Source organism: Streptomyces sp. NPDC007905, assembly GCF_042959345.1.
Classification (GTDB): domain Bacteria; phylum Actinomycetota; class Actinomycetes; order Streptomycetales; family Streptomycetaceae; genus Streptomyces.
In genome coordinates, this window is sequence record NZ_JBIBKS010000020.1 from 66,142 (window position 1) to 92,861 (window position 26,720).

The following is a 26,720-nucleotide window of genomic DNA, read 5'->3' on the forward strand; positions in this document are numbered from 1 at the left end:
AAAGGGGTGGGGGAGCGTCTTCGCCCACCCCGCGTGTGCGCCGCAGGCGTCATTGCCCCAGCGCTTACGGCTCATGCCCGGTGGTTAAGCCGTCGAAACCAGCGAGTAACGGCTACTTATGCGGCCCATCGCATAGATAGCAGCGGCACTATCCTACGGCGGTACCGAACAGGCCGCCCAGGGCGTACGTCACACCGGCCGCCGCACCGCCCAGCGCGAGCTGTCGAAGGCCGCTGTACCACCAGGTCCGCGCGGTCACCTTGGCCACCACGGCGCCGCAGCCGAACAGCCCGGCGAGCGCGAGCAGCACAGCCGGCCAGAGGGCAGCCGCACCCAGCAGGAACGGCAGGACGGGCAGCAGAGCGCCGAGCGCGAACGACCCGAACGACGACACGGCGGCGACCAGCGGGGACGGCAGATCACCGGGGTCGATGCCCAGTTCCTCGCGGGCATGGATCTCCAGGGCCTGCTCGGGATCCCTGGACAGCTGCCGGGCGACCTCCCGGGCCAGGTCGGGCTCCACCCCCCGGGCCACGTAGAGTGCCGCCAGCTCGTCCTCCTCGTCCTGCGGGTGCTTGCGCAGTTCGCGCCGCTCGACGTCGAGCTCGGCCTCGACGAGTTCGCGCTGGGAGGCGACGGAGGTGTACTCGCCGGCCGCCATGGAGAAGGCACCGGCGGCGAGCCCCGCGAGCCCGGTGATGACGATCGTCTGGTGACTGACGGACCCGCCCGCGACACCGGTCATCAGGGCGAGGTTGGAGACCAGACCGTCCATCGCGCCGAAGACGGCGGGGCGCAGCCAGCCGCCGTTCACATCACGGTGCGTGTGATTGTCGCGGTGCGCCTCGTGCAGCGCCGCCTCGGTCTCGATGATGGCCATACGGGGTCCCCCAGGAAGCTTAGCCAAAGCTAACTTTGGATGAGTTCTATTTTTCGACAGCACCGAAGGTACGCCGATAATTTCGTCGTCGCCAGCAAGGAAAGGCTCGGCTAACCTGCGGTTTTGCCGTGTACCGCTCATCCGTGACTGATCATGCTCAGATGCCGACCGGGTGACACGGCATGCGGCGAGGCTCACGGCCGCCCCTCCCGTGGGAGACATCCGCAAAGGTCCCCGTGGCCCTTGTGGTCCCGCGAAGGAGAGGCCGCCCATGGCATCGATCGCCTGCACTCCCCCGGCCCCGGTGCCCGGGGACGCCGCCGCACTCCGCGAACGGGCCCGCGGCACGCTGCTCGGCCTGGCCGTCGGCGATGCGCTCGGGGCTCCCGCGGAGAACCTCAAGCCCTCCGAGATCCGTGCCCGTTGGGGCCGGATCACCGGGTACGTCAGCGAGAAGCCGTGCGGCACGGACGACACGGAGTACGCGATCTTCTCGGGGCTGCTGCTGGCCCGGCACGGCTCGGCGCTCACTCCCGCCCATGTCGAGGGCGCCTGGCACCAGTGGATCGCCGACCGGGCCGAGGGCCCCTTCCGCGGGGCCGGCTTCAGCGAGCGGGGCACGCTGGAGAACCTCCGGCGCGGTCTCGCGGCCCCCATCTCCGCCCAGCACCGGCACGCCTGGAGCGACGGCCTCGCGATGCGGGCGGCGCCCTTCGGGGTCTTCGCCGCAGGGCGCCCCGGCGAGGCGGCCCGCCTGGTGGCGATCGACGGTTCGGTCAGTCATGAGGGCGAGGGCATCTACGGCGGCCAAGCGGTCGCGGCGGGAGTGGCGGCGGCGATGGCGGGCGCCTCGCCGCCCGTGGTGATCGCCTCGGCGCTCGCCGTCGTACCCGAGGACTCCTGGACGGCCCGCTCGCTGCGGCGCGCGGTGGCCGTGGCCCACCGCGGCGAACGCGCGGTCCGCTCCGCGGTGGTCATCGGCGGCTACCCCTGGACCGACCTGGCCCCCGAGGCGGTCGCCCTCGCCTTCGGCGCGTACGCGGCGGCCGACGGGGACTTCCGGGAAGCGGTCCTCACGGCGGTCAACATGGGCCGTGACGCGGATACGACGGCGGCGGTGGCAGGCGCCCTGTCCGGCGCGACCCAGGGCATCTCGGCGATCCCTTCGCAGTGGGCGTCAGCGATCGGCCCGGCAAGGGGCCGCTGCCTCCCGTCCATGGCCGGCCACCACGTCCTGGACGTCGCCGAACTACTGGTACCGGAGGAAGGCGGCAAGTGGGGCGCCGGGGTAGTGGTGCCGGCCCTCCTGCCGGAGGGCGCGCGGGGCATCACATGGGTGGCTGCGACGGAGGTGGGCGAGACGCCCGCGGCGCAAGGAAGCCGCGAGCCTAAGACAGCGGAAGACGGCACGCCCGCGGCGCAAGGAAGCCGCGAGGCAACGGCGAGGGCGCGCCGAACACCTGCAGCGGAGGCAGGCCGCGTCGCCACGGCGGAGAAGAGCCGAACACCAGCCGCGGAGGGGGCCACCCAGGCCACGGCGGAGACCGGCCCGGCACCTGCAGCGGAGGCGCGCCGCGTGGCCACGGCGGAGAAGTGCCGGGCACATGCGACAGAGGGGGCGCCGGCAGCTGCCGCGGAGCGGGTTCGGGCAGTTGCGACGGAGGGGGCCCGCACAGCTACCTCGGAAGGGGCACGGGAAGCCGCGACGGACCGGACCCGCACGGCCGCCCCGGCCGGGACACCGCCCACGTCCCAGCCCACCGAGCCACCCGCGCCCCTCCCCTCCACGTCCCAGCCCACCAAGCCACCCGCGCCCCTCCCCTCCACGTCCCAGCCCACCAAGCCACCCGCGCCCCTCCCCTCCACGTCCCAACCCACCAACCCACCCGCGCCCCTCCCCTCCACATCCCAGCCCACCAAGCCACCCGCACCCCCCGCGCCCACCTCTCCATCAATCGAGCCACCTTCGGCCCTCCCACCCACCTCCCAGCCCACCGAATCGGGTGACGGGTCGGGGAGGAGGCGGGGAGGCAGGGGGCGGAGTTCGCTGGTGGGGGCGGGGAACTGCGGGAACGCGGACAGCGAGGCTCGGCCGTGACGCGCCGGATCGAGGGGCTGCTTCTCGGGCTCGCCGCGGGAGACGCCGCCGGCTGGCCCGCCGCCCGGCACCGGGCGGCGCGGATGCCCGAGTGGACCCGCCGGCTCACCCGCGAACTGGATACCTTCGCCGAGCAGAACGCGACGACCACCCTCCCGGTGCCGATCGCCCTCAACCAGCCCCCGGAACCCCTGCGCCTCGGCCCCTCCGACGACGCCGAGTGGGCGGCGTTCGCGGCGGAAGCGGTCCTGCGGGCCGGCGACGACGACGTGCTCGGCGACCTCGGCCGGGAACGCCGTATGCGTGCCGCCATCGACCTGACCTGGAGCGCCGTCGCCTCCGAGGTCGCCGCGGCAGCGGAACGCGCCCCCGAGATCGAGTCCGCCGTACTGCCCCTGCGCGCCCGCATCTCCGTCCGCGCCGGACTCGGCAACCTCGCCGCCGGTCTGCGCCCGCCCGCCACCGGCCACGACAACCCGCACTACTTCGACGACGCCGCGTGCGTCCGTGCCTGCGTCCTCGCGGTGGCCCATCCCGGCGACCCCCGACGGGCCGCCGACCTCGCCGAGTTCGACGCCCGTTACACCCAGGACGGCGACGGCGTGCACGGCGCCCGCGCGATGGCGGCGGCCCTCGCGCTCGCCCTGGCCGCTGCGGACACGGACGCCTGCGTGGCGGCCGCGCGCGCCGAGCTCCCGGCGCAGACGGAGATCGGCCGCAACACCCGCCACGCCCTGGCCCTGGCCGAGGACAGCGAGTCGGCCTTCGCGCTCATCCCCCTCCTCGAGCACCAGATCGTCGACCATGTCTACAGCTACGGCATCGCCGCCGCCGAGACCGTCCCCGTGGCCCTCGCCCTGGCCACCGCCGCCCGCGGCCGCATCGCCGAGGCCGTACCCGCCGCCGCCTGCCTGTCCCGGGTCGCCGACTCCGCCCCCGCCCTCGCGGGCGCGCTCACCGGAGCCCTGGGCGGCGGCGCGGCCATCCCCAGCACCTGGCGGGACGCCTGCCGCACCCTGTCCGGCTGCGCCCTCCCCCGCCTCACCGGTACCGACCTGGTGGAACTCGCCGGACTCCTGGAAGCCGCACAACGGGCCCGAGCAGGAGGATGATTCGGGGCATGACGCCCAAAGGAGCTGAAAGCAGCGGGCCGTGTCCGTCGCGGCTGAGCGGTCTCGACGAGCGGATCACCAAGGCCCTGGTCGGAGCCGCCGTGGGCGACGCCCTCGGCGGCCCCGTCGAGGGCTACTCCCCCGACCAGATCACCGACCGCCACGGCGGCCGCGTGCACGGCATCGTGGGCCCCTGGCACGGTGACGCCTGGCGCACCGCCCGCCCCATCGCCCCGTACCACAAGGGCGACGGTCACGTCACCGACGACACCCTGATGACCCACGCGCTGGTCCGCGTCTACGCCCGTGTCCGCGACCACCTCGACGCGTACGCCGTCGCCGACCACCTGGTCCCGGACCTGATGACGAACCCGCGCTGGATCCCGGAACTGGAGACCGAGACGCTGCCGCTCCAGCGCCTCTTCCTCGCCGAGAAGTGGCTCGTGGCCCGGCTGGCGTACGGCCACGTGGACCCACGGGAAGCGGGCGTCGGCAACATCGTCAACTGCGGGGCCGCGATGTACATGGCCCCCGTCGGCCTGGTCAACGCGGCCAACCCGGCCGCGGCGTACGCCGAGGCGCTGGACATCGCGGGCGCGCACCAGTCGTCGTACGGCCGGGAGGCCGCCGGGGTCTTCGCCGCGGCGGTCGCCGCCGCCACCGCACCGGGTGCGACCCCGGACGCGGTGGTGACCGCCTGTCTGTCCCTGGCGAAGGACGGCACGCGCGCGGCGATCGAGCAGGTCTGCGAAGTGGCGCGCGGATACAGTGACTTCGAGTCGGCCCTGGCCCCGCTCCGAAAGGCGGTGGCCCCGTACGACACGGTCGGCCCCGACTACCGTGCCCCCTCTCTCGGCGCCCGCCGCCCCTCCCGTCTGCACTCCCTCGAAGAACTCCCCGTCGCCCTGGGCATGGTGCTGGTCTCCGGCGGCGACTTTCGGCAGGCGGTCCTGGGCTCGGTCAACTACGGCCGCGACTGCGACTCGATCGCCACGATGGCGGGCGCCGTCGCCGGCGCCCTCGGCTCCCCGGTCCCCGACGAGTGGTCCAAGCCGGTGGCGGAGGCCAGCCGCCTGGACCTGTGGGAGCCGGCCCGCACGCTGACCGGGGTCACCCGCGAGATCTTCGAACGGGACGTACACCGCCGACGCGCACACGAGCGGGCCTTCACGGCCCTCGGAGGCACGGCATGCTCCGACTGACCTGGGTCCAGCCGGAGGACCTGGTGGGCCACGAACTCCGCCAGGCCCGCCTGGACGGCCGAGAACCGTCGAGGATCGAGGCGAGGTGGCGCGCGGCCGGGGGACCGGACGCCCCGGAGCGGGCCGGGGCCTCACCGCGGCGGCCCACACGCTACCTGCGCCTGCTGGCCGAGGACCTCCTCGACGAACTGGCGGACCTGCCCGGCACGTTCGCGGAGGACGAACCCACGGACCTGGAGCGGATCAGGGCACTGTGCCCAGAGTGGCCCGCGCGGTCTCCCGGTGGGCCGGCCCCCACCCCGCACACCCTGGAGGCATCCTGGCTGGGCCGCGCCGTCGGCTGCCTCCTCGGCAAACCCGTGGAGAAGCTCCCCCTCGACGGCATCCGCGCCCTCGCCCGGTCCACCGGCAACTGGCCCCTGTCCACCTGGTTCACGGCTGAGGGCGTCCCCCGGGAGCTCCTGGACACCCACCCCTGGAACCGCCGCTCCGCCACGACCTCCCTCGCCGAGAACATCGACGGCATGCCCGAGGACGACGACCTGAACTACCCCCTCCTCAACCTCCTCCTGCTCAACCGCCACGGAAAGACCTTCACCACCACCGACGTGGCAGGGCTCTGGCTCGAAGAGCTCCCGCCCGGCCGCACCTTCACGGCCGAACGCATCGCCTTCCGCAACCTCCTCACCGGCATCGAACCCCCGCACACGGCCCGCCACCGCAACCCGTTCCGCGAGTGGATCGGCGCCCTGATCCGTGCCGACGTGCACGGCTGGACCAACCCCGGCGACCCCGCCGCGGCCGCCGAACAGGCCCACCGCGACGCCGTCCTCACCCACACCGCCAACGGCGTCTACGCGGCCATGTTCACGGCCGCCACCCTCGCCGCCGCGGCCACCGGCGCCCACGACGTCCACGCCTGCCTGCACACCGGCCGCACGGTGGTCCCGCCCCGCTCCCGCCTGGCCAAGGCGATCGACCACGCCCGCCACCTGGCCGCGCAGCACCCGGACTTCGACAACGTCGTGGACGAACTCCACGCCACCTACTCCGCCACCCACCACTGGGTCCACGCCATCCCCAACACCGCCCTGATCGTCGCCGCCCTCACCCACGCGGACGGCGACTTCACCGGCTCCATCTGCCGTGCGGTCTCCGGCGGCTGGGACACCGACTCCAACGGAGCGACCGCCGGAAGCATCGCCGGTCTCCTCGCCGGGTCCCCCGGCGCGCTCCCCGACCGCTGGCGGGCCCCGGTGAAGAACCGGCTCGCCACCACCGTCGCCGACTTCGACGGCACCGGCTTCGACACCCTCGCCCACCTCACGCACCTGGAGGCGACCCGCTCATGACCCACATCGTCGTCCTCGGCAGCACGAACATGGACCTCGTCACCTACGTCACCAAGGCCCCGCAGCGCGGCGAGACCGTGACGGGACGGGGGTTCCGTACGATCCCCGGCGGCAAGGGGGGCAACCAGGCGATCGCCGCGGCCCGCGCCGGCGCCACGGTCTCGATGATCGGCGCGGTCGGCAACGACTCCTTCGGTGTGCGCCTGCGCGACACGCTCGAACACTCGGGCGTGGACACCGACTTCCTGCGCACGGTCGAAGGGCCGTCCGGCACCGCGCACATCGTGGTGGACGACGAGGGCGGCAACTCCATCGTCGTCATCCCCGGCGCGAACGGCACCGTGGACCACCTCTCGCCCGGTGACGAGGGCGTGATCGCCACCGCCGACGCCCTGCTCCTCCAGCTGGAGATCCCGCGGGCCGCGGTTGTCGCGGGTGCGCAGGCGGCCCGCCGGCACGGTGTCCGCACGGTCCTCACCCCCTCACCGGCCCAGCCGCTCCCGCCCGAACTCCTCGCCGCGACCGACCTGTTGGTCCCCAACGAGTACGAGGCCGTCACCCTCACCGGCCGCACCGACCCGCGGGAGGCGGCGGCCGCCCTGCTCGACCTGGTCCCGGAGGTCGTCGTCACCCTGGGCGCGACCGGCAGCCTGTACCTGGCCCGGGGCACCGAACCACTGGTGGTCCCCGCGCCCCGGGTGAAGGCGGTGGACTCCACGGGCGCCGGCGACACCTTCGTCGGCGCGCTCGCGGTGGCCCTCGCCGAGGAGAAGCCCGTGCGGGAGGCCCTGGCCTGGGCCGCCGCCGCGGCGGCGCTGTCCGTGCAGCGGGAGGGGGCGTCCGCGTCGATGCCGTACCGCCCGGAGATCGAGACGCAGTACACCGCATGAGTACGTCCGCCACGCACCCCGTGAGCAGCCCGCAGCCCCTCGCCGGCCTGCGGGTCCTGGACCTGGCCACCCTGTTCGCCGGCCCCATGGCCGCCACCCTGCTCGGCGACTTCGGCGCCGAGGTGATCAAGGTGGAGCATCCGGACCGGCCCGACCCGTCGCGGGGACACGGCCCGGCGAAGCACGGTGTCGGCCTGTGGTGGAAGGTGCTCGGCCGCAACAAGCGCGCCATCACCCTCGACCTGTCCAGGCCCGGCGGCCGCGCGGCCCTGCTCCGTCTCGCCGCCACCGCCGACGTGGTGATCGAGAACTTCCGGCCGGGCACCCTGGAGAAGTGGGAGCTGGGCTGGACGGAGCTGTCCGCCGCCAACCCGCGGCTGATCCTCGCCCGGGTCACGGCCTTCGGCCAGTTCGGCCCGTACGCGCACCGGCCCGGCTTCGGCACCCTCGCCGAGGCGATGAGCGGCTTCGCGGCACTCACCGGCGAACCGGACGCGCCGCCGACGCTCCCGCCGTTCGGACTCGCGGACTCGGTCGCGGGCCTGGCGACCGCCTACGCCGTACTGACGGCCCTGGCCGCCCGCGGGCGGACCGGCGAGGGGCAGGTCGTGGACATGGCGATCATCGAGCCCATCCTGGCGGTCCTCGGCCCCCATCCGACCTGGTACGACCAGCTCGGCCACGTCCAGGAACGCACCGGCAACCGGTCCGCGAACAACGCCCCGCGCAACACCTACCGCACCGCCGACGGCCTCTGGGTCGCCGTCTCCACCTCCGCGCAGTCGGTGGCGGAGCGGGTGATGCGCCTGGTCGGCCGCCCGGAGCTCATCGAGGAACCGTGGTTCACCACGGGCGCGGGCCGTGCCGCGCACGCCGACGTGCTGGACGAGGCAGTGGGCTCCTGGATCGCCTCCCGCACCCGCGACGAGGTCCTGGCGGCCTTCGAGAAGGCGGAAGCCGCGGTGGCCCCCGTCCAGGACGTACGGGACGTCATGGCGGATCCCCAGTACCGGGCCCTGAAGACGATCACCACCGTCGACGACCCCGAACTGGGCCCCCTGCGCATGCAGAACGTCCTCTTCCGCCTCTCCTCGACCCCCGGCGCGATCCGCTGGGCCGGCCGCCCGCACGGTGCCGACACGGACGCGGTGCTCACCGAGCTGGGTCTCACCCCGGCCGAGCTGCGCGCCCTGCGCGAGGAGGGAGCCCTGTGACACCGTTCCCGCTCACCTGGCTGTACGTCCCCGGCGACCGCCCGCACGTCGTGGCCAAGGCGCTGGCCGCCGGCGCCGACGTGGTGGTGATCGACCTGGAGGACGCGGTCGCCCCGGACCGCAAGGAGTACGCCCGAACGGCCACGGCCGAACGCCTCCGCGAGCCCCAGACCGTGCCGGTGCACGTCCGTGTCAACGCCCTGGACGGCCCCTGGGCGGCCGCGGACCTCACGACACTGGCCGCGCTGCCGGGCGTGTCCGGGCTACGGCTCCCGAAGGTGACGTCCCCGGGCCAGATCAGACAGGTCGCCGTCACCACTCCGCTGCCGCTGTACGCCCTCCTGGAGTCGGCGCTCGCCATCGAACACGCCTACGCCATCGCCGGCGCCCACCCGTCCCTGCGAGGCGTCTCCCTGGGCGAGGCGGACCTGCGCGCCGACCTGGGCGTACGAGCCGACGCCGGCCTCGACTGGCCCCGGTCCCGCGTGATCATCGCCGCCCGTGCGGCAGGCCTGCCCCCACCGCCCCAGTCGGTCCACCCCGACATCCGCGACCTGGACGCCCTCGCCGCGTCCTGCGCCCACGGCCGCACCCTCGGCTTCCTGGGACGCGCGGCCATCCACCCCCGCCAGCTGCCGGTGATCGAGCGGGCGTATCTGCCCACCCACGCGGAGATCGAACAGGCCGAAACGATCATCAAGGCGGCGGCCACCACCGAGGGCGCCCAGGCCCTCCCCGACGGCCGCTTCGTCGACGCGGCGGTGGTGGCGGCGGCCCAGCGCACCTTGTCCTTGGCGCGCAGGGGGTGAGAGCCCGCCTCTTCCCGACGCGACCGGGCGCAACACGGGCCGAGGGCGCCCGGAAGACTCCGGACGCCCTCGATGCCCACCACCGGTCGTCAGCTCGTCTTGGGTGCCGACTCGGCCTCGTCCTTCGCCTCCGCGACGCTATCCGCCTCGGCCTGGTCCTCGGTCTTCTCCGTGCTGTCGGCCTCGGTCCGCTCCGCACCGTCGGAGGCACCATCTGCCGCGCCTTCGGACGCACCGTCTGCCGCATCGCCGGACGCACCGTCTGCCGCATCGCCGGAGGCAGCCGCCGCCGGCTCGACCACCGCTTCCCGGCCCGGGCGCTTCTTGGCCGACACCACGATGTACGTCACCGCCAGCAGGAACACGATCAGCGCGGTCCAGTCGTTGAGGCGGAGGCCCAGGATGTGGTGGGCGTCGTCCACGCGCATGTACTCGATCCAGCCGCGGCCCACGCAGTAGGCGGCGACGTACAGGGCGAACGCCCGGCCGTGGCCCAGCTGGAAGCGGCGGTCGGCCCAGATGACCAGGAGGGCGACACCGATGCACCACAGCGACTCGTACAGGAAGGTCGGGTGGTAGTAGCCCGGCACCCGGCCGCCCTCGGCGGAGGTGATGTGCAGCGCCCACGGAACATGCGTCTCGCGCCCGTACAGCTCCTGGTTGAACCAGTTGCCCCAGCGGCCGATGGCCTGGGCGAAGGCGATGCCGGGAGCGACGGCGTCGGCGTAGGCGGGCAGCGGGATGCCCCGGCGCCGGGCGCCGATCCACGCTCCGACCGCGCCCAGGGCGATCGCACCCCAGATACCCAGGCCGCCCTGCCACACCTTGAAGGCGTCCACCCAGTCACGGCCCTCGCTGAAGTACAGCTCGTAGTCCGTGATCACGTGGTAGAGCCGGCCACCGACCAGGCCGAAGGGCACGGCCCAGACGGCGATGTCGGCGACCGTGCCGGTCCGCCCGCCGCGGGCGATCCAGCGCTTGTTGCCGAGCCAGACGGCGACGAAGACGCCGATGATGATGCAGAAGGCGTAACCGCGCAGCGGAATGGGGCCGAGGTACAGCACCCCGCGCGACGGGCTGGGAATGTAGGCAAGTTCCATGGCAAGGTCGACGCTACCGTGCCGGGCCGCCAGGACGGCAGGCAGCCCGGCAACGGGTCCGTAACGGGCACGTGAGAAACGCCCTTACCCGCGGTTGGCCGCCTCCACCATCTGCTTGAGCTTCGCCGGGGTCATCGTCCGGTCCTGGTAGATGTTCTTGCCGCCGAGGAGGACCGTGGGCGTGCCGGAGAAGCCGCCGGACTGGAAGGCCTTCTGGGACTTGTTCACCCAGCTGTCGTGGGTGCCGTCCTTGACGCACTTGCGGAACGCGGGGGTGTCGAGACCGTTCACCTTGCCGCCCAGCTGGATCAGCTTGTCGTTGTCGCCGAAGGTGTCGTCGGTCTCCTTGGGCTGGTTCGCGTACAGCACGTCGTGGTAGTCGCGGAACCTTCCGGCGTCCTGGGCGCAGGCCGCCGCGTTGGCCGCGCGCAGCGAGCCGCTGCCGCCGAGGTTGCCGTCGATCAGCCGGACGAGGTGGTACTCGATTCTGAGCTTGCCCGCGTCGGTCAGCTCATGGAGCGTGGGCCGGTACGCCGTCTCGAAGGCCTGGCAGGCCGGGCAGCGGAAGTCCTCCCAGACCGTGAGCGTCGACTTGGCGCCGTCCTTGCCCACCGGGACCGCGAGGCTGTCCTTGCCCTGTGCGCCGGAGGGCGCCACGACCGGGCCCGCGCTGCTTGCCTTGTTCTTGCCCGCGTTCGCGGCGACCACGCCGATCACCGCCGCGAGACCGAGGACGCAGACGACGCTCGCGCCGACGATCAGCGTCCGCCGTCGCTTCTCCGCGGCCTTCTGCTTCTCACGCTCGACCGCCAGCCGCTCACGGGCGGTGCGCTTTCCGTCACGGTTCTTCTCGCTCACACCCCCAGAACGAACCGGGGAGGCGCAGCGCGCCTCCCCGGCTCGAGGTCCACTCGTTCGAGTGACCGAATCTTCCGTTGTGAACGGCTACGGACGCCTGCGAGTGGTTTACGCCTGTCCGCGGACGCCCTTCGCGAGGTCGCCGGCGAGCTCGCGCACCGCCTCGAGGCCGGAGGCGTGGTCCGAGGCGTCCAGCATCCGCTTCACGAACGCCGAACCGACGATGACACCGTCAGCGAAACCGGCGACCTCGGCGGCCTGGGCCGCGTTGGAGACGCCGAGCCCGACGCACACGGGCAGCCCCGTGCCGGTGGCCCGGGTGCGCTCGACCAGGTCCTGGGCCTGCGCGCCGACCGACTCGCGGGTGCCGGTGACGCCCATCAGCGAGGCCGCGTAGACGAAGCCGCTGCCCGCCGCGGTGATCCGGGCGAGCCGCTCGTCCCTGCTGCTGGGGGCGACCACGAAGACGGTGGCGAGGCCGTGCTTCTCCGCGTGCTCCCGCCACAGGGCCGACTCCTGGACCGGCAGGTCGGGCAGGATGCAGCCCGCGCCGCCCGCCTCGGCCAGCTCCGCGGTGAAGCGCTCGACGCCGTAGCGGTCGATGGGGTTCCAGTAGGTCATGACGAGCACCGGCTTCCCGGTCGCCTCGTGCGCCTCCCGGACCGTCCGCATGACGTCCGCGATCCTTACTCCCCCGCGCAGGGCGATGTCGTCGGCGGTCTGGATGACCGGGCCGTCCAGGACCGGGTCGCTGTGCGGCAGGCCGACCTCGACGACGTCGGCGCCGCCGTCGAAGACGGCCTTGATCGCCTCGATGCCGCCGTCCACGGTCGGGAAGCCGGCCGGGAGGTAGGCGATGAGCGCGGACCGGCCCTCCGCCTTGGCGGCGGCGAGGGTGTCCGTCAACAGCTGGATGTTGCCGCTCACTTGGCGTCCCCCTCGATCTCGGCGGTGTCGGCTTCGTTGGCGGCCACCTCGGCGTCGGTGTCGTAGAGGCCGAAGTAGCGCGCGGCGGTGTCCATGTCCTTGTCGCCGCGGCCGGACAGGTTGACGACGATCAGGCCGTCCTTGCCCAGCTCCTTGCCGACCTCCAGGGCGCCGGCCAGGGCGTGGGCGCTCTCGATGGCCGGGATGATGCCCTCGGTGCGGGACAGCAGGCGCAGGGCCTGCATGGCGGCGTCGTCGGTGATCGCGCGGTACTCGCCGCGGCCGCTGTCGCGCAGGTAGGAGTGCTCCGGGCCGACGCCCGGGTAGTCGAGACCGGCCGAGATGGAGTACGGCTCGGTGATCTGGCCCTCCTCGTCCTGCAGGACGTAGGAGCGGGAGCCGTGCAGAATGCCGGGCTCGCCCGCGGTCAGGGTGGCCGCGTGCTCGCCGGTCTCCACACCGTGCCCGGCCGGCTCGCAGCCGATCAGGCGGACGCCCTCGTCGGGGATGAAGGCGTGGAAGAGGCCGATGGCGTTGGAGCCGCCGCCGACGCAGGCGATGGCGGCGTCGGGGAGACGGCCGGCCCGCTCCAGGAGCTGGCGCCGCGCTTCGACGCCGATGACCCGGTGGAAGTCGCGGACCATGGCCGGGAACGGGTGCGGTCCGGCGACCGTGCCGAACAGGTAGTGGGTGTGGTCGACGTTGGCGACCCAGTCGCGGAACGCCTCGTTGATGGCGTCCTTCAGGGTGCGGCTGCCGGACTTCACGGCGACGACCTCGGCGCCGAGCATGCGCATGCGGGCCACGTTCAGCGCCTGGCGCTCGGTGTCGATCTCGCCCATGTAGATGGTGCAGTCGAGGCCGAAGAGCGCGCAGGCGGTGGCCGTCGCGACGCCGTGCTGGCCGGCGCCGGTCTCCGCGATGACGCGGGTCTTGCCCATGCGCCGGGTGAGCAGGGCCTGGCCGAGGACGTTGTTGATCTTGTGGGAACCGGTGTGGTTGAGGTCCTCCCGCTTCAGGAAGACACGGGCGCCACCGGCGTGTTCGGCGAACCGGGGCACCTCGGTGAGGGCGCTGGGTCGGCCGGTGTAGTGGACGAGCAGGTCGTCGAGTTCGCGGGCGAACTCGGGGTCGGCCTTGGCCTTGTCGTACTCGACGGCGACCTCGTCCACGGCGGCGACGAGGGCCTCCGGGATGAACTTGCCGCCGAACGCGCCGAAGTAGCCCTCGGCACTGGGGACCTGGCCGGTGGGATCGGGGATGAAGAACTCGCTGGGCATACGGATACCTCGCAGGGGCTGGGCCCCGGGTTGCTGGACTTGGGGTACGTGCACACGCGTGCGCGTGCCGCCTTCGACGGCGCTTTCGCCGCCCACCCTCGCCTGTCGGCAGGGGGGAGGAAGGCCTCGCGGGAACCGTGAAGTCCGGCCCGCGGGGACCGGCGGTTCCTGACCCGGACTCGTGCCGTGCCGGCGCCTTCCCGGGCGACCGGCGGCAGAAGGAGACTCGGCTCAGCTCACCGCGGGTGACACGCGCGCGTGGCGACGCCATCGCATGCCGTTCACCTGCCCGGGCTCGTCACCGATCACATAGCGGACGCGCCGCCCGTGCACCCGTCGTGCGGGGGCACGGCAGCCGCGGGGCCGGCAGCCGCGGGCGAGGCGGGCATAGGGGTCCCGCATCGCCGGCGTGATCGGAAGCATCATCGGGATCCAGCCACCGAGGGGTCAGCTTCGCCCGTGCCGCAGTGCGGGGTGCTCGCCCGCCGCGACCAGGTCGGAGACGGCGGCCTTCGGGTCGCGCCCGGTGACGAGGGACTCGCCCACCAGGACCGCGTCGGCGCCGGCGTTGGCGTAGGCGATGAGGTCGTGCGGCCCGCGCACACCGGACTCGGCGACCTTGACGATGCCCTCGGGGACCTCCGGGGCGATCCGCTCGAAGGTGCCGCGGTCGACCTCCAGCGTCTTCAGGTTGCGCGCGTTGACGCCGATGATCCGGGCGCCCGCGTCCACGGCCCGCTCGGCCTCGTCCTCGTCGTGCACCTCGACCAGCGGGGTGAGGCCGATGGAGACAGCGCGCTCGATCAGCGACTCGAGGGCCGGCTGGTCCAGGGCGGCGACGATCAGCAGCGCGAGGTCGGCGCCGTACGCCCGGGCCTCCCACAGCTGGTACGACGTGACGATGAAGTCCTTGCGCAGGACCGGGATGTCCACGCGGGCGCGGACGGCCTCCAGGTCGGCCAGCGAGCCGCCGAAGCGGCGCTCCTCGGTCAGGACCGAGATGACGGCGGCGCCGCCCGCCTCGTAGTCGGCGGCGAGCCCGGCCGGGTCGGCGATCGCGGCCAGCGCGCCCTTGGAGGGGCTGGAGCGCTTGACCTCGCAGATCACCTTGACGCCGTCGCCCTTGAGCGCGGCCACCCCGTCCTTGGCGGCGGGGGCCTTCGCCGCACGCTCCTTGAGCTCGTCGAGGCTGACGCGTGCCTGCCGCTCCGCGAGGTCGGCACGGACTCCGTCGATGATCTCGTCGAGCACACTCACGCGAGCGGCCCCCTTTCAGACGGTCGTTCCTGCGGGTTCTGAAAACCCGTGGTCAATGCGATGGTATCCGGAGGTCCACGAAGGCCCTGCATCCGATCCATACCGGTCCCACAACCTGGACGTTTCGGTGAGCGATCAGGGATGCAGCCAACCGCCGAACGGCAGGTTCCGGACAACGGTGAAGACCAGCAACAACGCGCCGATGCTCCACATCTGCGCCCGCCCGGGTTCGCGCCGCACCGGCCGGCCGCGCACCGCGCGGACCACCCAGACGGTCCACAGCACCGCGAAGCCGAGGTAGGCGGCCACGCCAGCCGCGTTGTCGCGCAGGGCGGTGAGGAGGTCGCCGTGGACGAAGGCGTGCGCGCTGCGCAGTCCGCCGCAGCCGGGGCAGTACAGGCCGGTGAGCCGGTACAGGGGGCACACCGGATAGTGGCCGGGCTCGTTGGGGTCGACCGCGCCGACGTAGGCGAAGGCTCCGGCGACGGCCGCGAGGATGCCGGCCGGGACGGCGAGCCGGCCCCACAGCGCGGGGGACGGGGGGGTGCGCGGTGCGGTGGGGCTGTCGGCGTTCACGCTGGCATTGTGCCCCGGCCGCCCGCCACGCGCGCGAGGGGGCGGCCCGCACCGAAGAGGGTGCGGGCCGCCCCTCGCGCGGGAAGCGGTGGTGCTCAGCCCTCGACGCCGGCCGGCTCACGGACCGGGGCGGGGGCCGCGTGCGGGGCGGCGTGCGTCTGCTTCGGCTGGCCGAGGCCCATGGCGCGCATGGCGGCGCCGACGACGCCACCGAGGACCACGATCGCCATGCCGGCCCAGAAGCCGACCGGCTGGGCCATCACCATGAAGGCGCCCGCGACGCAGAAACCGATGAAGGCGATGGTGACGCCGGTCCAGGCGGCCGGGGTGTGACCGTGGCTGCTGCCCGCCATGACTTGCTCCTCGTTGCTGTGTACGTTGCTGTGTACGTGCCGTAGTACGCGTCGTACGTGTCGAACGTGCCCTACGTTGCCGAGCCCGCCCGTCACTGTCCGAGCCGGACGCTCATCGTCCATTGTCCCGTACGCGCGCGCGTGCCGGACGCGGGGGTGGCGTCTGGTTCGCCACATCCGGCGACGGCCGGGAGGGTACGGCTGGAGTTCAGGCGCCGGTCGGATCCTCGCCGCGGTCCAGGGCCTTCCAGATCTCCTCGGGACGCTCGGGGTCCACCGGGCGGGGCTTGCGCCGCGGCCGGTCGGCCCCGCGCTCGTAGCGGCCGGACATGGCGGGCCACAGGCGTCCGTAGCGCAGGGCGAGCAGCCCGGCGGACAGGATCAGGACGCCGCCCACGGCCGCGACGTACGGCCAGCCGGTGTGGCTGAGGGCGGCGACCGTGGCCGAGGTGTCGCCGGTGGCCTGCGCGGCCTTCGCGTCCAGCGCGGAGCTGTCGGAGGCCCCGACGAGGGCGGCGGCGGCGATGCCGGCGCCGGAGAGCGCGAGCAGGGCGGCGACGGCCAGACGGCCGGCTCCGCGGACGGCGAAGACGGCGACGAGTGCGGCGAGGCCCACTATGGCGAGGGCCGCGGGGACGCCCGTGACGTCGCTGCCCCTGGCGGTCAGCGGGAACGCGCCGCCGGCCACCGTGGCGGTGCCCTCCGACCAGCGCTGCCGGGTCGCGAGCAGCGCCCCGGCAGCGCCGAGCGCACCGCACAGCAGGGCCACGGCGAGGCTCCGCCGGCCGGACCGGGTGGGCGCGGCGGCTTCGGAACGGGGGTGAGGTACGGCAGTCACGTACTCCACTATCGCCTGAACCCCGGGCGAACCGTCACCCGGGGTTCGTCTCGGGCCGGTCAGGCCGTTCCGAGGCGGTTGGCCGTGTGCACCGCGCGCAGGACGGCCGCGGCCTTGTTGCGGCACTCCTGGTCCTCGGCGACCGGGTCGGAGTCGGCGACGATGCCGGCGCCCGCCTGCACATAGGCGGTGCCGTCCCTGAGCAGGGCGGTTCGGATGGCGATGGCGGTGTCGGAGTCCCCGGCGAAGTCGAGGTAGCCGACGCAGCCGCCGTACAGGCCGCGCCGGGAGGGCTCGAGTTCGTCGATGATCTGCATGGCGCGGGGCTTGGGGGCGCCGGAGAGCGTGCCCGCCGGGAAGCACGCGGTGAGCACGTCGAAGGCCGTGCGGCCCTCGGCGACCTTGCCGGTGACGGTCGAGACGATGTGCATGACGTGGGAGTAGCGCTCGATGGACATGAAGTCCACGACCTCCACCGAGCCGGGCTCGCAGACCCGGCCGAGGTCGTTGCGGCCGAGGTCGACCAGCATCAGGTGCTCGGCGCGCTCCTTGGGGTCGGCGAGCAGTTCCTCGGCGAGCGCCTGGTCCTCCTGCGGGGTGGCGCCGCGGTGCCGGGTGCCGGCGATGGGGTGGACCATCGCGCGCCCGTCCTCCACCTTCACCAGCGCCTCGGGGGACGACCCGACGACGTCGAACGCGCCGCCTTCCCCGTGGGGGAACCGGAACAGGTACATGTACGGCGACGGGTTGGTGGCCCTGAGGACCCGGTAGACGTCCAGCGCGCTGGCGGTGCACGGGGTCTCGAAGCGCTGGGAGGGCACGACCTGGAAGGCCTCGCCCGCGCGGATGCGCTCCTTGACGTCCTCCACGGCCGCCTGGAAGTCCGGGCCGCCCCACAGGGCGGTGTACTCGGGCAGTTCGGAGGGCGGCAGGACGGCGGGGGGCTGGGCGACCGCCCGGGTCAGGTCGGCCTCCATGGCGTCGAGGCGGGCCACGGCGTCGGCGTAGGCCTCGTCCACGCCGGTGTCGAGGTCGTTGTGGTTGATCGCGTTGGCGATCAGCAGGACCGAGCCCTCCCAGTGGTCCATGACGGCGAGGTCGCTGGTGAGGAGCAGGGTCAGCTCGGGCAGCTTCAGGTCGTCCCGCTCGCCGGGGCCGATCTTCTCCAGGCGGCGGACGATGTCGTAGCCGAGGTAGCCGACCATGCCGCCGGTGAAGGGCGGCAGGCCCTCCTGGTGCGGGGTGTGCAGGGCCTGGAGGGTGGCGCGCAGGGCGACGAGCGGGTCGCCGTCCGTGGGGACGCCGACCGGCGGGGTGCCGAGCCAGTGGGCCTGCCCGTCCCGGGCGGTGAGCGTGGCGGCGCTGCGGACACCCACGAAGGAGTACCGGGACCAGGAGCGGCCGTTCTCCGCGGACTCCAGCAGGAAGGTGCCGGGGCGTTCGGCGGCGAGCTTGCGGTAGAGCGCGACCGGGGTGTCGCCGTCGGCGAGGAGCTTGCGCGTGACCGGGATGACACGCCGGTCGGCGGCGAGCTTGCGGAAGGTCTCGAGGTCCATGGCGGCAGACCTTACTGATCCGGGCCGGCGGGACCGGCAGCGGCGTCCTTGAGGAGCACGTCCTCGTCGAAGCAGGTGCGCGCGCCGGTGTGGCAGGCGGCGCCCACCTGGTCGACCTGGACCAGCACGGTGTCGGCGTCGCAGTCCAGGGCGACGGACTTCACCCACTGGAAGTGGCCCGAGGTGTCGCCCTTGACCCAGTACTCCTGGCGGCTGCGGGACCAGTAGGTGCAGCGGCCGGTGGTGAGCGTGCGGTGCAGCGCCTCGTCGTCCATCCAGCCGAGCATCAGCACCTCACCGGTGTCGTACTGCTGGGCGATGGCGGGCAGGAGCCCGTCGGCGCTGCGCCTGAGGCGCGCGGCGATCTCCGGGTCGAGGCTGCTGGGCCGGGGCGTACCGGTCGTACTGGTCATGGGTGCCATTGTGCCGCGCGGGGCTGACAGTGACGGTCCGTGTCCACTGGCCGGACCGTCCGGGAGCCGTACGGCCGGTGCCCGCTGGGCGGACCCGGTACGGGGTCGTAGGCTGACAGCATGTCGACCTTCGCCAAGCGTGAACGGCTCCTGCTCGCCGACCTCTTGGAAACCGTCGGTCCGGACGCCGAGACCCTCTGCGAGGGCTGGCGGACCCGGGACCTGGCCGCACACGTGGTGGTGCGCGAACGCCGGCCGGACGCCGCCGGGGGCACGCTGATCAAGCCGCTGGCGCCGCGCCTCGAGAAGGTGACGGCCGAGTACACCGCGAAGCCGTACGAGGAGCTGATCCAGCTGATCCGTACCGGGCCGCCGCGCTTCTCACCCTTCCAGCTCAAGCAGATCGACGAGGCGGCCAACATCGTCGAGTTCTACGTCCACACCGAGGACGTCCGCCGCGCCCAGCCGGATTGGAGCCCGCGCGAGCTGGATCCGGTGTTCCAGGACGCCCTGTGGTCGCGGCTGGAGCGCACCGCGCGACTGGTGGGCCGGGGTGTGCCGACCGGTCTGGTGCTGCGCCGCCCGGACGGCCAGACGGCGGTCGCGCATCGCGGCACCCCGGTGGTCACGGTGACCGGTGAGCCGTCGGAGCTGCTGATGTTCGTCTTCGGCCGGCAGAGCGCGGCCAAGGTGGACCTGGAGGGCGACGCGGACGCGATCGACCGGCTGCACGAGTCCAAGCAGCTGGGCATCTGAGAGGGCTCGCGGTGATCAAGGTCGCGATGACCGGCGTGTACGTGGACGACGTGGCCAGGGCGCACGCCTTCTACACGGGCGTGCTGGGTTTCGAGACGCGGCTGCACGTGGACCTGGGCGGCGGCACGCCGTTCGTCACGGTCGGGGCGCCCCACGGGGCACAACCGGACCTCCAGCTGCTGCTGGAACCCGGTGAGGGCCCCATCGCGGAGCCGTACCGCAAGGCGCTGTACGAGGCGGGGCTCCCGTGCATCGTCTTCTCCGTGGACGACCTGCGGGCGGAGTACCACCGCCTGCGCGGTCTCGGTGTCCGGTTCACGCATCCGCCGCAGGAGCAGGGGCCGGTGCTGGCGGCGGTGTTCGACGACACGGTCGGCAATCTGGTGCAGCTGACCCAGCCGAGGGAGTGAGCGTCAGCGGGGGAGTTCGGCTCGGCGCAGGCCGGGGAAGGGCAGGCCGACGACCCCGCCGAGCCCGCAGACGGCAGCGCTGACGACGAACACCGGGCCGAGGCCCCAGACTCCGATCGCGGCGGCCGCGAAGGGCATGCTCAGCGGGGCGAGACCGAGGCTGACCAGGCCGGCCAGGGCCGTGACCCGGCCGAGGTAGGCGGGGTTCGTCCGGGTCTGCAGCAGGGCCCCGCACATGGCGCCGCTCAGCCCGGCGAGGAGCCCGATGAGGAGGGCCACCCCGACGGCCGCGCCGAGGCTCGGTACGTAGGCGAGGGCGCCGATGGCGGCGGCGCCCGCGAGGATGGCGTACGCGGCGACCAGTCCGGCGCGGGGCAGCCGCCCGCGGACGGTCAGCAGCAGCGAGGCGGCGCCCGCGCCGACACCGAACCCGGCGAGCACCGAGCCCATCCCCGAAGCGCCCCGGCCGCGGTGGTCGGCGAGCAGGGTGAGGCCGACGTTGAGCGGGCCGACGAAGCCGAAGTCGCCGAGGGCGATGGCCAACATCAGCGGGGCCAGGACGCGATGGCCGCGTACGTGGCGCAGCCCGGCCTTCAGATCCCGCCAGGGACTCGCCTCCCGGGCGCCCGCCCCGTCGTCCGCCGGCAGGTCCCGGACCCGCACGGAGAACAGCAGCGGCACCGACACCGCGATGAGCAGCCCGGCGAGGGCGAACGCGGCCGTCGCGCCGCCGACCGCCACGCCGAGGCCGCCGAGCGGGGCCACGACGCTCGCGACCCGGATCGCGAGGCCGCGCATGCCCTGCACCCGGGCGAGTTGCGTCGTCCCCGTGATCCTCGCCGGGAGGGCACCCACGGCGGGCATGAACACGGCGTCGACGGTGCCGTGTCTGCCGATGAGTCGGCCCCGGTCACCTCACCGGGCGACCGGGGCCGACGTCCGGCGCAGTGTCACCGCACGGGGTGCCCCGCCTCCCGCAGCGTGTGCTTCACCTCGCCGATCCGCAGGTCCCCGAAGTGGAAGACCGAGGCGGCCAGGACCGCGTCCGCGCCCGCCTCGACGGCCGGTGGGAAGTCGGCCAGCCGGCCCGCGCCCCCGGACGCGATCACCGGGACGGTGACGTGCTTGCGCACGGCCGCGATCATCTCCAGGTCGTAACCGTCCTTGGTGCCGTCCGCGTCCATGGAGTTGAGCAGGATCTCCCCGGCACCGAGGTCGGCGGCCCGGTGGGCCCACTCGACGGCGTCGATGCCGGTGCCCTTGCGGCCGCCGTGGGTGGTGACCTCGAAGGAGCCGGATGCGGTTCTGCGCGCGTCCACGGACAACACCAGCACCTGCCGGCCGAAGCGCTCGGCGATCTCGCGGATCAGGTCCGGGCGGGCGATGGCCGCGGTGTTGACACCCACCTTGTCGGCGCCGGCCCGCAGCAGCCTGTCCACGTCCTCGGCCGTGCGGACACCGCCGCCGACGGTCAGCGGGATGAACACCTGCTCGGCGGTGCGGCGCACCACGTCGTACGTCGTCTCGCGGTTGCCCGAGGACGCGGTGATGTCCAGGAACGTCAGTTCGTCGGCGCCCTCGGCGTCGTACACCTTGGCCATCTCGACGGGGTCGCCCGCGTCGCGCAGGTTCTGGAAGTTGACGCCCTTGACGACCCGGCCGTTGTCCACGTCCAGGCAGGGGATGACTCGGACCGCCAGGGTCATGAGGTCACGGCTCCTCTGAATGCTTCTAGTTCCACTTCGACGAGGATGCGCGGGTCGACGAAGCCCTCCACGACCAGCAATGTCGAGACAGGGCGCGTGGAGTCGAAGATCTCCTTGTGGGCACGGCCCGCCGCGTCCACGTCCCGCGCATGGGTCAGGTACATCCGGGTCCGGACCACCGACTCGACACCGAGCCCGAACTCCGCGATCGCCTCGAGCGCGCCGGTGAAGGCCACCTTGGCCTGTTCGTAGGGGTCGCCCTCCCCGTACAGCACGGTGCCCTTGAAGGACGTCGTGCCGGCCACCAGCACACGGTCACCCGCCGCGACGGCGCGAGCGAACCCGAAGCTCTCTTCCCAGGGACTTCCGCTCTGCACGCGCCGCACGGCTTCGGACGTCATGACGACACAGCCTCCAAGGCCTCTTCCAGGGTGAACGCCTTCGCGTAAAGGGCCTTCCCGACGATGGAGCCCTCGACACCGAGGGGTACCAGGTCGGCGATGGCGCGGAGGTCGTCCAGCGACGACACGCCGCCGGAGGCCACGACCGGGCGGTCCGTCGCGGCGCAGACGTTCTTCAGCAGCTCCAGGTTCGGACCCTGCAGGGTGCCGTCCTTGGCGATGTCGGTGACGACGTAGCGGGCGCAGCCCTCCTTGTTGAGGCGCTCCAGCGTCTCGTAGAGGTCACCGCCGTCGCGGGTCCAGCCGCGGCCGCGCAGGGTCGTGCCGCGCACGTCCAGGCCGACGGCGATCTTGTCGCCGTGCTCGGCGATGGCCTTGGCGACCCACTCGGGGGTCTCCAGGGCGGCGGTACCGAGGTTCACCCGGGTGCAGCCGGTGGCGAGGGCGGCGGCGAGGGTGTCGTCGTCGCGGATGCCGCCGGACAGCTCCACCTTGATGTCCATCGCCCTGGCCACCTCGGCGATCAGCTCCCGGTTGTCGCCCGTGCCGAAGGCGGCGTCGAGGTCGACCAGGTGCAGCCACTCGGCGCCCGAGCGCTGCCAGGCGAGGGCGGCCTCCAGCGGGGAGCCGTAGGAGGTCTCGGTCCCGGACTCGCCGTGCACGAGACGGACGGCCTGGCCGTCACGGACGTCGACGGCGGGGAGGAGTTCGAGCTTGGCCATGGTCTACAGGGTTCCGATCCAGTTGGTGAGGAGCTGGGCTCCGGCGTCGCCGGACTTCTCGGGGTGGAACTGGGTGGCCCACAGGGCGCCGTTCTCCACGGCCGCCACGAACGGCTTGCCGTGCGTGGACCAGGTGACCTTGGGGGCCTCGATCAGCGGGTTGTGCGTCTGAAGGGCCCAGTCGTGGACGGCGTAGGAGTGCACGAAGTAGAAGCGGGCGTCGGCGTCGAGGCCCGCGAACAGCTGCGAGCCGGCCGGGGCGTCCACGGTATTCCAGCCCATGTGCGGCACGACGTCGGCCTGCAGCGGCTCGACCGTGCCGGGCCACTCGTCGAGGCCCTCGGCCTCCACGCCGTGCTCGATGCCGCGCGCGAAGAGGATCTGCATGCCGACGCAGATGCCCATGACCGGGCGCCCGCCGGACAGCCGGCGGTCGACGACCCAGTCACCGCGGGCGCCGCGCAGGCCCTGCATGCAGGCGGCGAAGGCACCGACGCCCGGCACCAGCAGGCCGTCGGCGTTCATGGCCTTGTCGAAGTCGCGCGTTATCTCCACGTCGGCCCCCACGCGCGCGAGGGCGCGCTCGGCGGACCGGACGTTGCCGAAACCGTAGTCGAAGACGACCACTCGCCTGGTAGCGCTCAATTCCAGACCTCCAGCCGCATGACCCCCGCCACGAGGCACAGGCCCGCGCCGATCGAGAGCAGCACGACGAGGCTCGTGGGCATCTTCTGCTTGACGAAGGAGACGATGCCGCCGACGAGGAAGAGGCCGACGACGATCAACAGGGTCGAAAGACCGTTCATGGGGTTACAGCGCGCCCTTCGTGGAGGGGAGGATGCCGGCCGCGCGCGGGTCGCGCTCGCTGGCGTAGCGCAGCGCCCGGGCGAGGGCCTTGAACTGGCACTCCACGATGTGGTGCGCGTTGCGCCCGTACGGCACGTGCACGTGCAGCGCGATCTGTGCCTGGGCGACGAAGGACTCCAGGATGTGCCGGGTCATCGTGGTGTCGTACTCGCCGATCATCGGCGCCATGTTCTCGGGCTCGGTGTGCACCAGGTAGGGGCGCCCGGACAGGTCGACGGTGACCTGGGCGAGGGACTCGTCCAGCGGGACCGTGCAGTTGCCGAATCGGTAGATCCCCACCTTGTCGCCGAGCGCCTGCTTGAAGGCGGCGCCGAGCGCGAGGGCGGTGTCCTCGATGGTGTGGTGGGAGTCGATGTGCAGGTCGCCGTCGGTCTTCACGGTCAGGTCGAACAGACCGTGCCGGCCGAGCTGGTCGAGCATGTGGTCGTAGAAGCCGACGCCGGTCTTGATGTCGGTCTTCCCCGTGCCGTCGAGGTCGATCTCGACCAGCACGGACGTCTCCTTGGTGGTGCGCTCGATTCGTCCGATGCGCCCATCGCGAGTCATGCCTCAAGCTCCTTCTTCAGCTCACGTACCGCGTCGAGGAACGCGTCGTTTTCGTCCGGGGTTCCGGCGGACACCCGCAGCCACCCCGGTACGCCGTTGTCCCGGACCAGGACACCCCGGTCGAGGATCCGCTGCCAGGCGGTGTGGGCGTTCTCGAACCGGCCGAACTGCACGAAGTTCGCGTCGGACTCGATGACGTCGTAGCCGGTCGCGCGCAGCTCGGCGACCAGCCGGTCCCGCTCCGACTTCAGCTGCTCGACGTACTTCAGCAGCGTGTCGGTGTGCTCCAGGGCGGCCAGCGCGGTCGCCTGGGTGATCGCCGACAGGTGGTACGGCAGCCGTACGAGCTGCACGGCGTCCACGACCGCCGGGTCGGCGGCGAGGTAGCCGAGGCGGAGCCCCGCGGCCCCGAAGGCCTTCGACATCGTGCGCGAGACGACGAGATGCGGCCGGCCCTGCAGCAGCGGCAGCAGCGAGTCGCCGTGGCTGAACTCGACGTAGGCCTCGTCCACGATCACCATCGACGGCTTGGCCGCCTGGGCCGCGTCATGGAGCGCGAGGACCGCCTCCGGCGGCACCGCGTTGCCCGTGGGGTTGTTGGGGGTGGTGATGAAGACGACGTCCGGGCGGTGCTCGGCGATGGCCTGCTCGGCGGCGGCGAGGTCGATCGTGAAGTCCTCGTTGCGCGAGCCCGAGATCCAGGCCGTGCCCGTGCCGCGGGCGATGAGCGCGTGCATCGAGTACGACGGCTCGAAGCCGATGGCCGTGCGGCCGGGACCGCCGAAGGTCTGCAGCAGCTGCTGGATGACCTCGTTGGAGCCGTTGGCGGCCCACACGTTCTCGATGCCGAGCGGGTACTTGCCCGTCTTCGTCAGGTACTTGGCGAGCTCGGTGCGCAGCTGGACCGCGTCCCGGTCCGGGTAGCGGTTCAGGTCGCGGGCGGCCTCCCGCACCCGCTCCGCGATCCGCTCGACCAGCGGCTCGGGCAGCGGGTAGGGGTTCTCGTTGGTGTTCAGCCGTACGGGGACGTCCAACTGGGGCGCGCCGTACGGGGACTTGCCGCGCAGCTCGTCACGGATGGGGAGTGCGTCCCAACGGGACACAGGGGGGTTGCCGGTCACTTGCTCTCAGGTACCTTCCAGCCGAACCGAGCCTTGATCGCCGCGCCGTGCGCGGGCAGGTCCTCCGCCTCCGCCAGCGTCACCACGTGATGCGCGACCTCGGCCAGCGCGTCCTTCGTGTAGTCGACGATGTGGATGCCGCGCAGGAAGGACTGGACGGACAGCCCGGAGGAGTGGCAGGCGCAGCCACCGGTGGGCAGGACGTGGTTGGACCCGGCCGCGTAGTCGCCCAGCGAGACCGGAGCCCAGGGGCCGATGAAGATCGCGCCGGCGTTCTTCACACGATCGGCGACCGCGGCGGCATCGGCCGTCTGGATCTCCAGGTGCTCGGCGCCGTAGGCGTCGACCACCCGCAGCCCCTCCTCGATGCCGTCGACCAGCACGATCGCGGACTGCCTGCCCGCGAGGGCCGGGCGGATGCGGTCCTCGATGTGCTTGGTGGCCGCGACCTGCGGCTCCAGCTCCTTCTCCACCGCGTCGGCCAGCTCGACCGAGTCGGTGACGAGGACGGCCGCCGCGAGCGGATCGTGCTCGGCCTGGCTGATCAGGTCCGAGGCCACGTGCACCGGGTCGGCGGTGTCGTCCGCGAGGACGGCGATCTCGGTGGGTCCGGCCTCGGCGTCGATGCCGATCCTGCCGGTGAAGTAGCGCTTGGCGGCGGCCACCCAGATGTTGCCGGGGCCGGTGACCATGTTGGCGGGCAGGCAGGACTCGGTGCCGTGCGCGAACATCGCGACGGCGGTGGCACCGCCGGCGGCATAGACCTCGTCCACGCCGAGCAGGGCGCACGCGGCGAGGATCGTCGGGTGCGGCAGCCCGCCGAACTCGGCCTGGGGCGGGGAGGCGAGTGCGATGGACGCGACCCCGGCCTCCTGGGCCGGTACGGCGTTCATGATCACGGACGAGGGGTAGACGGACCGGCCGCCCGGTGCGTACAGCCCGACACGCTCGACCGGCACCCACTTCTCGGTCACGGATCCGCCGGGCACGACCTGCGTGGTGTGCGTCGTGCGGCGCTGCTCGCGGTGGACCAGGCGGGCCCGGCGGATGGACTCCTCCAGGGCCGCGCGCACGGCCGGGTCGAGGGCCTCGAGCGCGTCGGTGAGCGCCTGGGCCGGGACACGGACCGATTCCAGACGCACTCCGTCGAACTTCTCGGCGAAGTCGATCAGCGCCGCGTCGCCCCGATGATGCACGGCCTCACAGATCGGACGCACCTTCTCCAGGGCGGCCTGAACGTCGAAGTCGGCTCGGGGCAGCAGGTCGCGCAGGGCGGGGCCCTCGGGAAGGGCGTCGCCGCGCAGATCGATTCGGGAAATCACAGGGTCAATTCTCTCAGACCGGCATCGGGAGCCGTCCGCGCGTATCAATGGCTGATACAGAACCTGGCCGGAACTCGGAAGATCGCCTTCACGTCTAGTGTTCCGGGCGTCACGCACCGGGCATGAACAGCTGTACGACACAGGTGACTCACGA

At 72.8% G+C, this 26,720-nt stretch carries 29 protein-coding genes and 1 pseudogene; 9 read left to right on the plus strand and 21 right to left on the minus strand.

Translation table 11 applies throughout. From position 1 onward, the window contains the following. Positions 1 to 148: 148 nt before the first annotated feature. Positions 149 to 880: a VIT1/CCC1 transporter family protein gene (locus tag ACFZDC_RS30735; protein ID WP_391329045.1), complete on the minus strand. Its 732-nt coding sequence runs from the start codon at positions 878 to 880 to the stop codon at positions 149 to 151. A 271-nt stretch (positions 881 to 1,151) separates the two neighbouring features. Here ACFZDC_RS30735 and ACFZDC_RS30740 point away from each other — a divergent pair, with 271 nt between their 5' ends. Genes ACFZDC_RS30740 through ACFZDC_RS30770 form a run of 7 tightly spaced genes read left to right on the plus strand, consistent with a single transcriptional unit; the run spans position 1,152 to position 9,557 of the window. Next, positions 1,152 to 2,978 carry an ADP-ribosylglycohydrolase family protein gene (locus tag ACFZDC_RS30740; RefSeq protein ID WP_391329046.1) on the plus strand — a complete coding sequence of 609 codons (1,827 nt, stop codon included), beginning with the start codon at positions 1,152 to 1,154 and terminating at the stop codon, positions 2,976 to 2,978. After that, on the plus strand, positions 2,975 to 4,090 hold the full coding sequence (locus ACFZDC_RS30745; protein ID WP_391329047.1) for an ADP-ribosylglycohydrolase family protein: 1,116 nt from the start codon (positions 2,975 to 2,977) through the stop codon (positions 4,088 to 4,090). The genes ACFZDC_RS30740 and ACFZDC_RS30745 overlap by 4 nt, the downstream gene beginning before the upstream one ends. Before the next feature lie 8 nt (positions 4,091 to 4,098). Further along, positions 4,099 to 5,292 (plus strand): ADP-ribosylglycohydrolase family protein, encoded by a 1,194-nt coding sequence (locus tag ACFZDC_RS30750; RefSeq protein WP_391329048.1) that lies wholly within the window; start codon positions 4,099 to 4,101, stop codon positions 5,290 to 5,292. Further along, entirely contained in the window at positions 5,280 to 6,644 is a 1,365-nt protein-coding gene (locus ACFZDC_RS30755; RefSeq protein WP_391329049.1) for an ADP-ribosylglycohydrolase family protein, read from the plus strand. Before ACFZDC_RS30750 ends, ACFZDC_RS30755 begins: the two co-directional genes overlap by 13 nt. Then, positions 6,641 to 7,534, plus strand: a complete 894-nt coding sequence (rbsK, locus tag ACFZDC_RS30760; RefSeq protein WP_391329050.1) for a ribokinase — start codon at positions 6,641 to 6,643, stop codon at positions 7,532 to 7,534. The genes ACFZDC_RS30755 and rbsK overlap by 4 nt, the downstream gene beginning before the upstream one ends. Continuing rightward, a complete protein-coding gene (locus ACFZDC_RS30765) occupies positions 7,531 to 8,748 on the plus strand; it encodes a CoA transferase (RefSeq protein WP_391329051.1) in 1,218 nt (405 codons plus the stop codon). Before rbsK ends, ACFZDC_RS30765 begins: the two co-directional genes overlap by 4 nt. After that, positions 8,745 to 9,557, plus strand: a complete 813-nt coding sequence (locus ACFZDC_RS30770) for an aldolase/citrate lyase family protein (RefSeq protein ID WP_391329052.1) — start codon at positions 8,745 to 8,747, stop codon at positions 9,555 to 9,557. The genes ACFZDC_RS30765 and ACFZDC_RS30770 overlap by 4 nt, the downstream gene beginning before the upstream one ends. A gap of 89 nt (positions 9,558 to 9,646) precedes the next feature. On the opposite strand, the gene lgt is transcribed toward ACFZDC_RS30770, so the two are convergent. From lgt to hisI, 11 genes are all read right to left on the minus strand, one after another. Next, complete coding sequence (gene lgt, locus ACFZDC_RS30775; protein ID WP_391329053.1) at positions 9,647 to 10,657, minus strand: prolipoprotein diacylglyceryl transferase; 1,011 nt, start codon at positions 10,655 to 10,657, stop codon at positions 9,647 to 9,649. A gap of 84 nt (positions 10,658 to 10,741) precedes the next feature. After that, positions 10,742 to 11,515, minus strand: a complete 774-nt coding sequence (locus ACFZDC_RS30780) for a thioredoxin domain-containing protein (RefSeq protein WP_391329054.1) — start codon at positions 11,513 to 11,515, stop codon at positions 10,742 to 10,744. Positions 11,516 to 11,623: 108 nt separating this feature from the next. Next, a complete protein-coding gene (gene trpA, locus ACFZDC_RS30785) occupies positions 11,624 to 12,442 on the minus strand; it encodes a tryptophan synthase subunit alpha (protein WP_391329055.1) in 819 nt (272 codons plus the stop codon). Next, positions 12,439 to 13,722, minus strand: coding sequence for a tryptophan synthase subunit beta (trpB, locus tag ACFZDC_RS30790; RefSeq protein ID WP_391329056.1), 1,284 nt, complete (start codon positions 13,720 to 13,722; stop codon positions 12,439 to 12,441). Before trpB ends, trpA begins: the two co-directional genes overlap by 4 nt. Positions 13,723 to 13,953: 231 nt before the next feature. Beyond that, positions 13,954 to 14,148, minus strand: coding sequence for a tryptophan biosynthesis modulator TrpM (gene trpM, locus ACFZDC_RS30795; RefSeq protein ID WP_391329057.1), 195 nt, complete (start codon positions 14,146 to 14,148; stop codon positions 13,954 to 13,956). Positions 14,149 to 14,169: 21 nt separating this feature from the next. Continuing rightward, entirely contained in the window at positions 14,170 to 14,979 is an 810-nt protein-coding gene (gene trpC / locus ACFZDC_RS30800; protein WP_391329058.1) for an indole-3-glycerol phosphate synthase TrpC, read from the minus strand. A gap of 135 nt (positions 14,980 to 15,114) precedes the next feature. Continuing rightward, positions 15,115 to 15,555 (minus strand): DUF2752 domain-containing protein, encoded by a 441-nt coding sequence (locus ACFZDC_RS30805; protein WP_391329059.1) that lies wholly within the window; start codon positions 15,553 to 15,555, stop codon positions 15,115 to 15,117. Between the two features lie 95 nt (positions 15,556 to 15,650). Further along, entirely contained in the window at positions 15,651 to 15,908 is a 258-nt protein-coding gene (locus ACFZDC_RS30810; RefSeq protein ID WP_391329060.1) for an HGxxPAAW family protein, read from the minus strand. A gap of 208 nt (positions 15,909 to 16,116) precedes the next feature. Then, entirely contained in the window at positions 16,117 to 16,755 is a 639-nt protein-coding gene (locus tag ACFZDC_RS30815) for a TIGR02234 family membrane protein (protein WP_391329061.1), read from the minus strand. A 50-nt stretch (positions 16,756 to 16,805) separates the two neighbouring features. Then, the gene (locus ACFZDC_RS30820) at positions 16,806 to 18,302 is read right to left on the minus strand and encodes an anthranilate synthase component I (protein WP_391329062.1); all 1,497 of its coding nucleotides are present in this window, start codon (positions 18,300 to 18,302) and stop codon (positions 16,806 to 16,808) included. 11 nt (positions 18,303 to 18,313) lie between these two features. Next, positions 18,314 to 18,715 (minus strand): phosphoribosyl-AMP cyclohydrolase, encoded by a 402-nt coding sequence (hisI, locus tag ACFZDC_RS30825; RefSeq protein WP_391329063.1) that lies wholly within the window; start codon positions 18,713 to 18,715, stop codon positions 18,314 to 18,316. Between the two features lie 120 nt (positions 18,716 to 18,835). On the opposite strand from hisI, the gene ACFZDC_RS30830 reads away from it, so the two are divergent. Next, entirely contained in the window at positions 18,836 to 19,471 is a 636-nt protein-coding gene (locus tag ACFZDC_RS30830; protein ID WP_391329064.1) for a TIGR03085 family metal-binding protein, read from the plus strand. An 11-nt stretch (positions 19,472 to 19,482) separates the two neighbouring features. Next, positions 19,483 to 19,881 carry a VOC family protein gene (locus ACFZDC_RS30835; RefSeq protein ID WP_391329065.1) on the plus strand — a complete coding sequence of 133 codons (399 nt, stop codon included), beginning with the start codon at positions 19,483 to 19,485 and terminating at the stop codon, positions 19,879 to 19,881. Positions 19,882 to 19,884: 3 nt separating this feature from the next. Here ACFZDC_RS30835 and ACFZDC_RS30840 read toward each other — a convergent pair. From ACFZDC_RS30840 to hisD, 9 genes and pseudogenes are all read right to left on the minus strand, one after another. After that, positions 19,885 to 20,766 (minus strand): annotated as a pseudogene (locus tag ACFZDC_RS30840) (MFS transporter); the annotation flags it as partial. Between the two features lie 65 nt (positions 20,767 to 20,831). Continuing rightward, positions 20,832 to 21,587 (minus strand): imidazole glycerol phosphate synthase subunit HisF, encoded by a 756-nt coding sequence (hisF, locus tag ACFZDC_RS30845; RefSeq protein ID WP_391329066.1) that lies wholly within the window; start codon positions 21,585 to 21,587, stop codon positions 20,832 to 20,834. After that, positions 21,584 to 21,988, minus strand: coding sequence for a Rid family hydrolase (locus tag ACFZDC_RS30850; protein ID WP_391329067.1), 405 nt, complete (start codon positions 21,986 to 21,988; stop codon positions 21,584 to 21,586). The genes hisF and ACFZDC_RS30850 overlap by 4 nt, the downstream gene beginning before the upstream one ends. After that, complete coding sequence (gene priA, locus ACFZDC_RS30855; RefSeq protein ID WP_391329068.1) at positions 21,985 to 22,710, minus strand: bifunctional 1-(5-phosphoribosyl)-5-((5-phosphoribosylamino)methylideneamino)imidazole-4-carboxamide isomerase/phosphoribosylanthranilate isomerase PriA; 726 nt, start codon at positions 22,708 to 22,710, stop codon at positions 21,985 to 21,987. Before priA ends, ACFZDC_RS30850 begins: the two co-directional genes overlap by 4 nt. 3 nt (positions 22,711 to 22,713) lie before the next feature. After that, positions 22,714 to 23,355, minus strand: coding sequence for an imidazole glycerol phosphate synthase subunit HisH (hisH, locus tag ACFZDC_RS30860; RefSeq protein ID WP_391329069.1), 642 nt, complete (start codon positions 23,353 to 23,355; stop codon positions 22,714 to 22,716). Then, positions 23,352 to 23,516 carry a hypothetical protein gene (locus tag ACFZDC_RS30865; RefSeq protein ID WP_391329070.1) on the minus strand — a complete coding sequence of 55 codons (165 nt, stop codon included), beginning with the start codon at positions 23,514 to 23,516 and terminating at the stop codon, positions 23,352 to 23,354. The genes hisH and ACFZDC_RS30865 overlap by 4 nt, the downstream gene beginning before the upstream one ends. Before the next feature lie 4 nt (positions 23,517 to 23,520). After that, positions 23,521 to 24,123, minus strand: a complete 603-nt coding sequence (gene hisB, locus ACFZDC_RS30870; protein WP_391329071.1) for an imidazoleglycerol-phosphate dehydratase HisB — start codon at positions 24,121 to 24,123, stop codon at positions 23,521 to 23,523. After that, positions 24,120 to 25,244 carry a histidinol-phosphate transaminase gene (locus tag ACFZDC_RS30875; RefSeq protein WP_391329072.1) on the minus strand — a complete coding sequence of 375 codons (1,125 nt, stop codon included), beginning with the start codon at positions 25,242 to 25,244 and terminating at the stop codon, positions 24,120 to 24,122. Before ACFZDC_RS30875 ends, hisB begins: the two co-directional genes overlap by 4 nt. Beyond that, entirely contained in the window at positions 25,241 to 26,566 is a 1,326-nt protein-coding gene (hisD, locus tag ACFZDC_RS30880) for a histidinol dehydrogenase (protein ID WP_391329073.1), read from the minus strand. The genes ACFZDC_RS30875 and hisD overlap by 4 nt, the downstream gene beginning before the upstream one ends. Between the last annotated feature and the right edge of the window lie 154 nt (positions 26,567 to 26,720).

Coding starts and splice junctions, on each gene's coding strand:
- hisF (WP_391329066.1), bottom strand. CDS start 21,587: ATGACCCTGGCGGTCCGAGTCATCCCCTGCCTGGACGTGGACAACGGC.
- ACFZDC_RS30850 (WP_391329067.1), bottom strand. CDS start 21,988: ATGACGTCCGAAGCCGTGCGGCGCGTGCAGAGCGGAAGTCCCTGGGAA.
- lgt (WP_391329053.1), bottom strand. CDS start 10,657: ATGGAACTTGCCTACATTCCCAGCCCGTCGCGCGGGGTGCTGTACCTC.
- hisB (WP_391329071.1), bottom strand. CDS start 24,123: ATGACTCGCGATGGGCGCATCGGACGAATCGAGCGCACCACCAAGGAG.
- rbsK (WP_391329050.1), top strand. CDS start 6,641: ATGACCCACATCGTCGTCCTCGGCAGCACGAACATGGACCTCGTCACC.
- ACFZDC_RS30765 (WP_391329051.1), top strand. CDS start 7,531: ATGAGTACGTCCGCCACGCACCCCGTGAGCAGCCCGCAGCCCCTCGCC.
- priA (WP_391329068.1), bottom strand. CDS start 22,710: ATGGCCAAGCTCGAACTCCTCCCCGCCGTCGACGTCCGTGACGGCCAG.
- ACFZDC_RS30865 (WP_391329070.1), bottom strand. CDS start 23,516: ATGAACGGTCTTTCGACCCTGTTGATCGTCGTCGGCCTCTTCCTCGTC.
- ACFZDC_RS30810 (WP_391329060.1), bottom strand. CDS start 15,908: ATGGCGGGCAGCAGCCACGGTCACACCCCGGCCGCCTGGACCGGCGTC.
- ACFZDC_RS30750 (WP_391329048.1), top strand. CDS start 4,099: ATGACGCCCAAAGGAGCTGAAAGCAGCGGGCCGTGTCCGTCGCGGCTG.
- trpM (WP_391329057.1), bottom strand. CDS start 14,148: ATGATGCTTCCGATCACGCCGGCGATGCGGGACCCCTATGCCCGCCTC.
- hisI (WP_391329063.1), bottom strand. CDS start 18,715: ATGACCAGTACGACCGGTACGCCCCGGCCCAGCAGCCTCGACCCGGAG.
- ACFZDC_RS30830 (WP_391329064.1), top strand. CDS start 18,836: ATGTCGACCTTCGCCAAGCGTGAACGGCTCCTGCTCGCCGACCTCTTG.
- ACFZDC_RS30740 (WP_391329046.1), top strand. CDS start 1,152: ATGGCATCGATCGCCTGCACTCCCCCGGCCCCGGTGCCCGGGGACGCC.
- trpB (WP_391329056.1), bottom strand. CDS start 13,722: ATGCCCAGCGAGTTCTTCATCCCCGATCCCACCGGCCAGGTCCCCAGT.
- ACFZDC_RS30755 (WP_391329049.1), top strand. CDS start 5,280: ATGCTCCGACTGACCTGGGTCCAGCCGGAGGACCTGGTGGGCCACGAA.
- ACFZDC_RS30820 (WP_391329062.1), bottom strand. CDS start 18,302: ATGGACCTCGAGACCTTCCGCAAGCTCGCCGCCGACCGGCGTGTCATC.
- ACFZDC_RS30735 (WP_391329045.1), bottom strand. CDS start 880: ATGGCCATCATCGAGACCGAGGCGGCGCTGCACGAGGCGCACCGCGAC.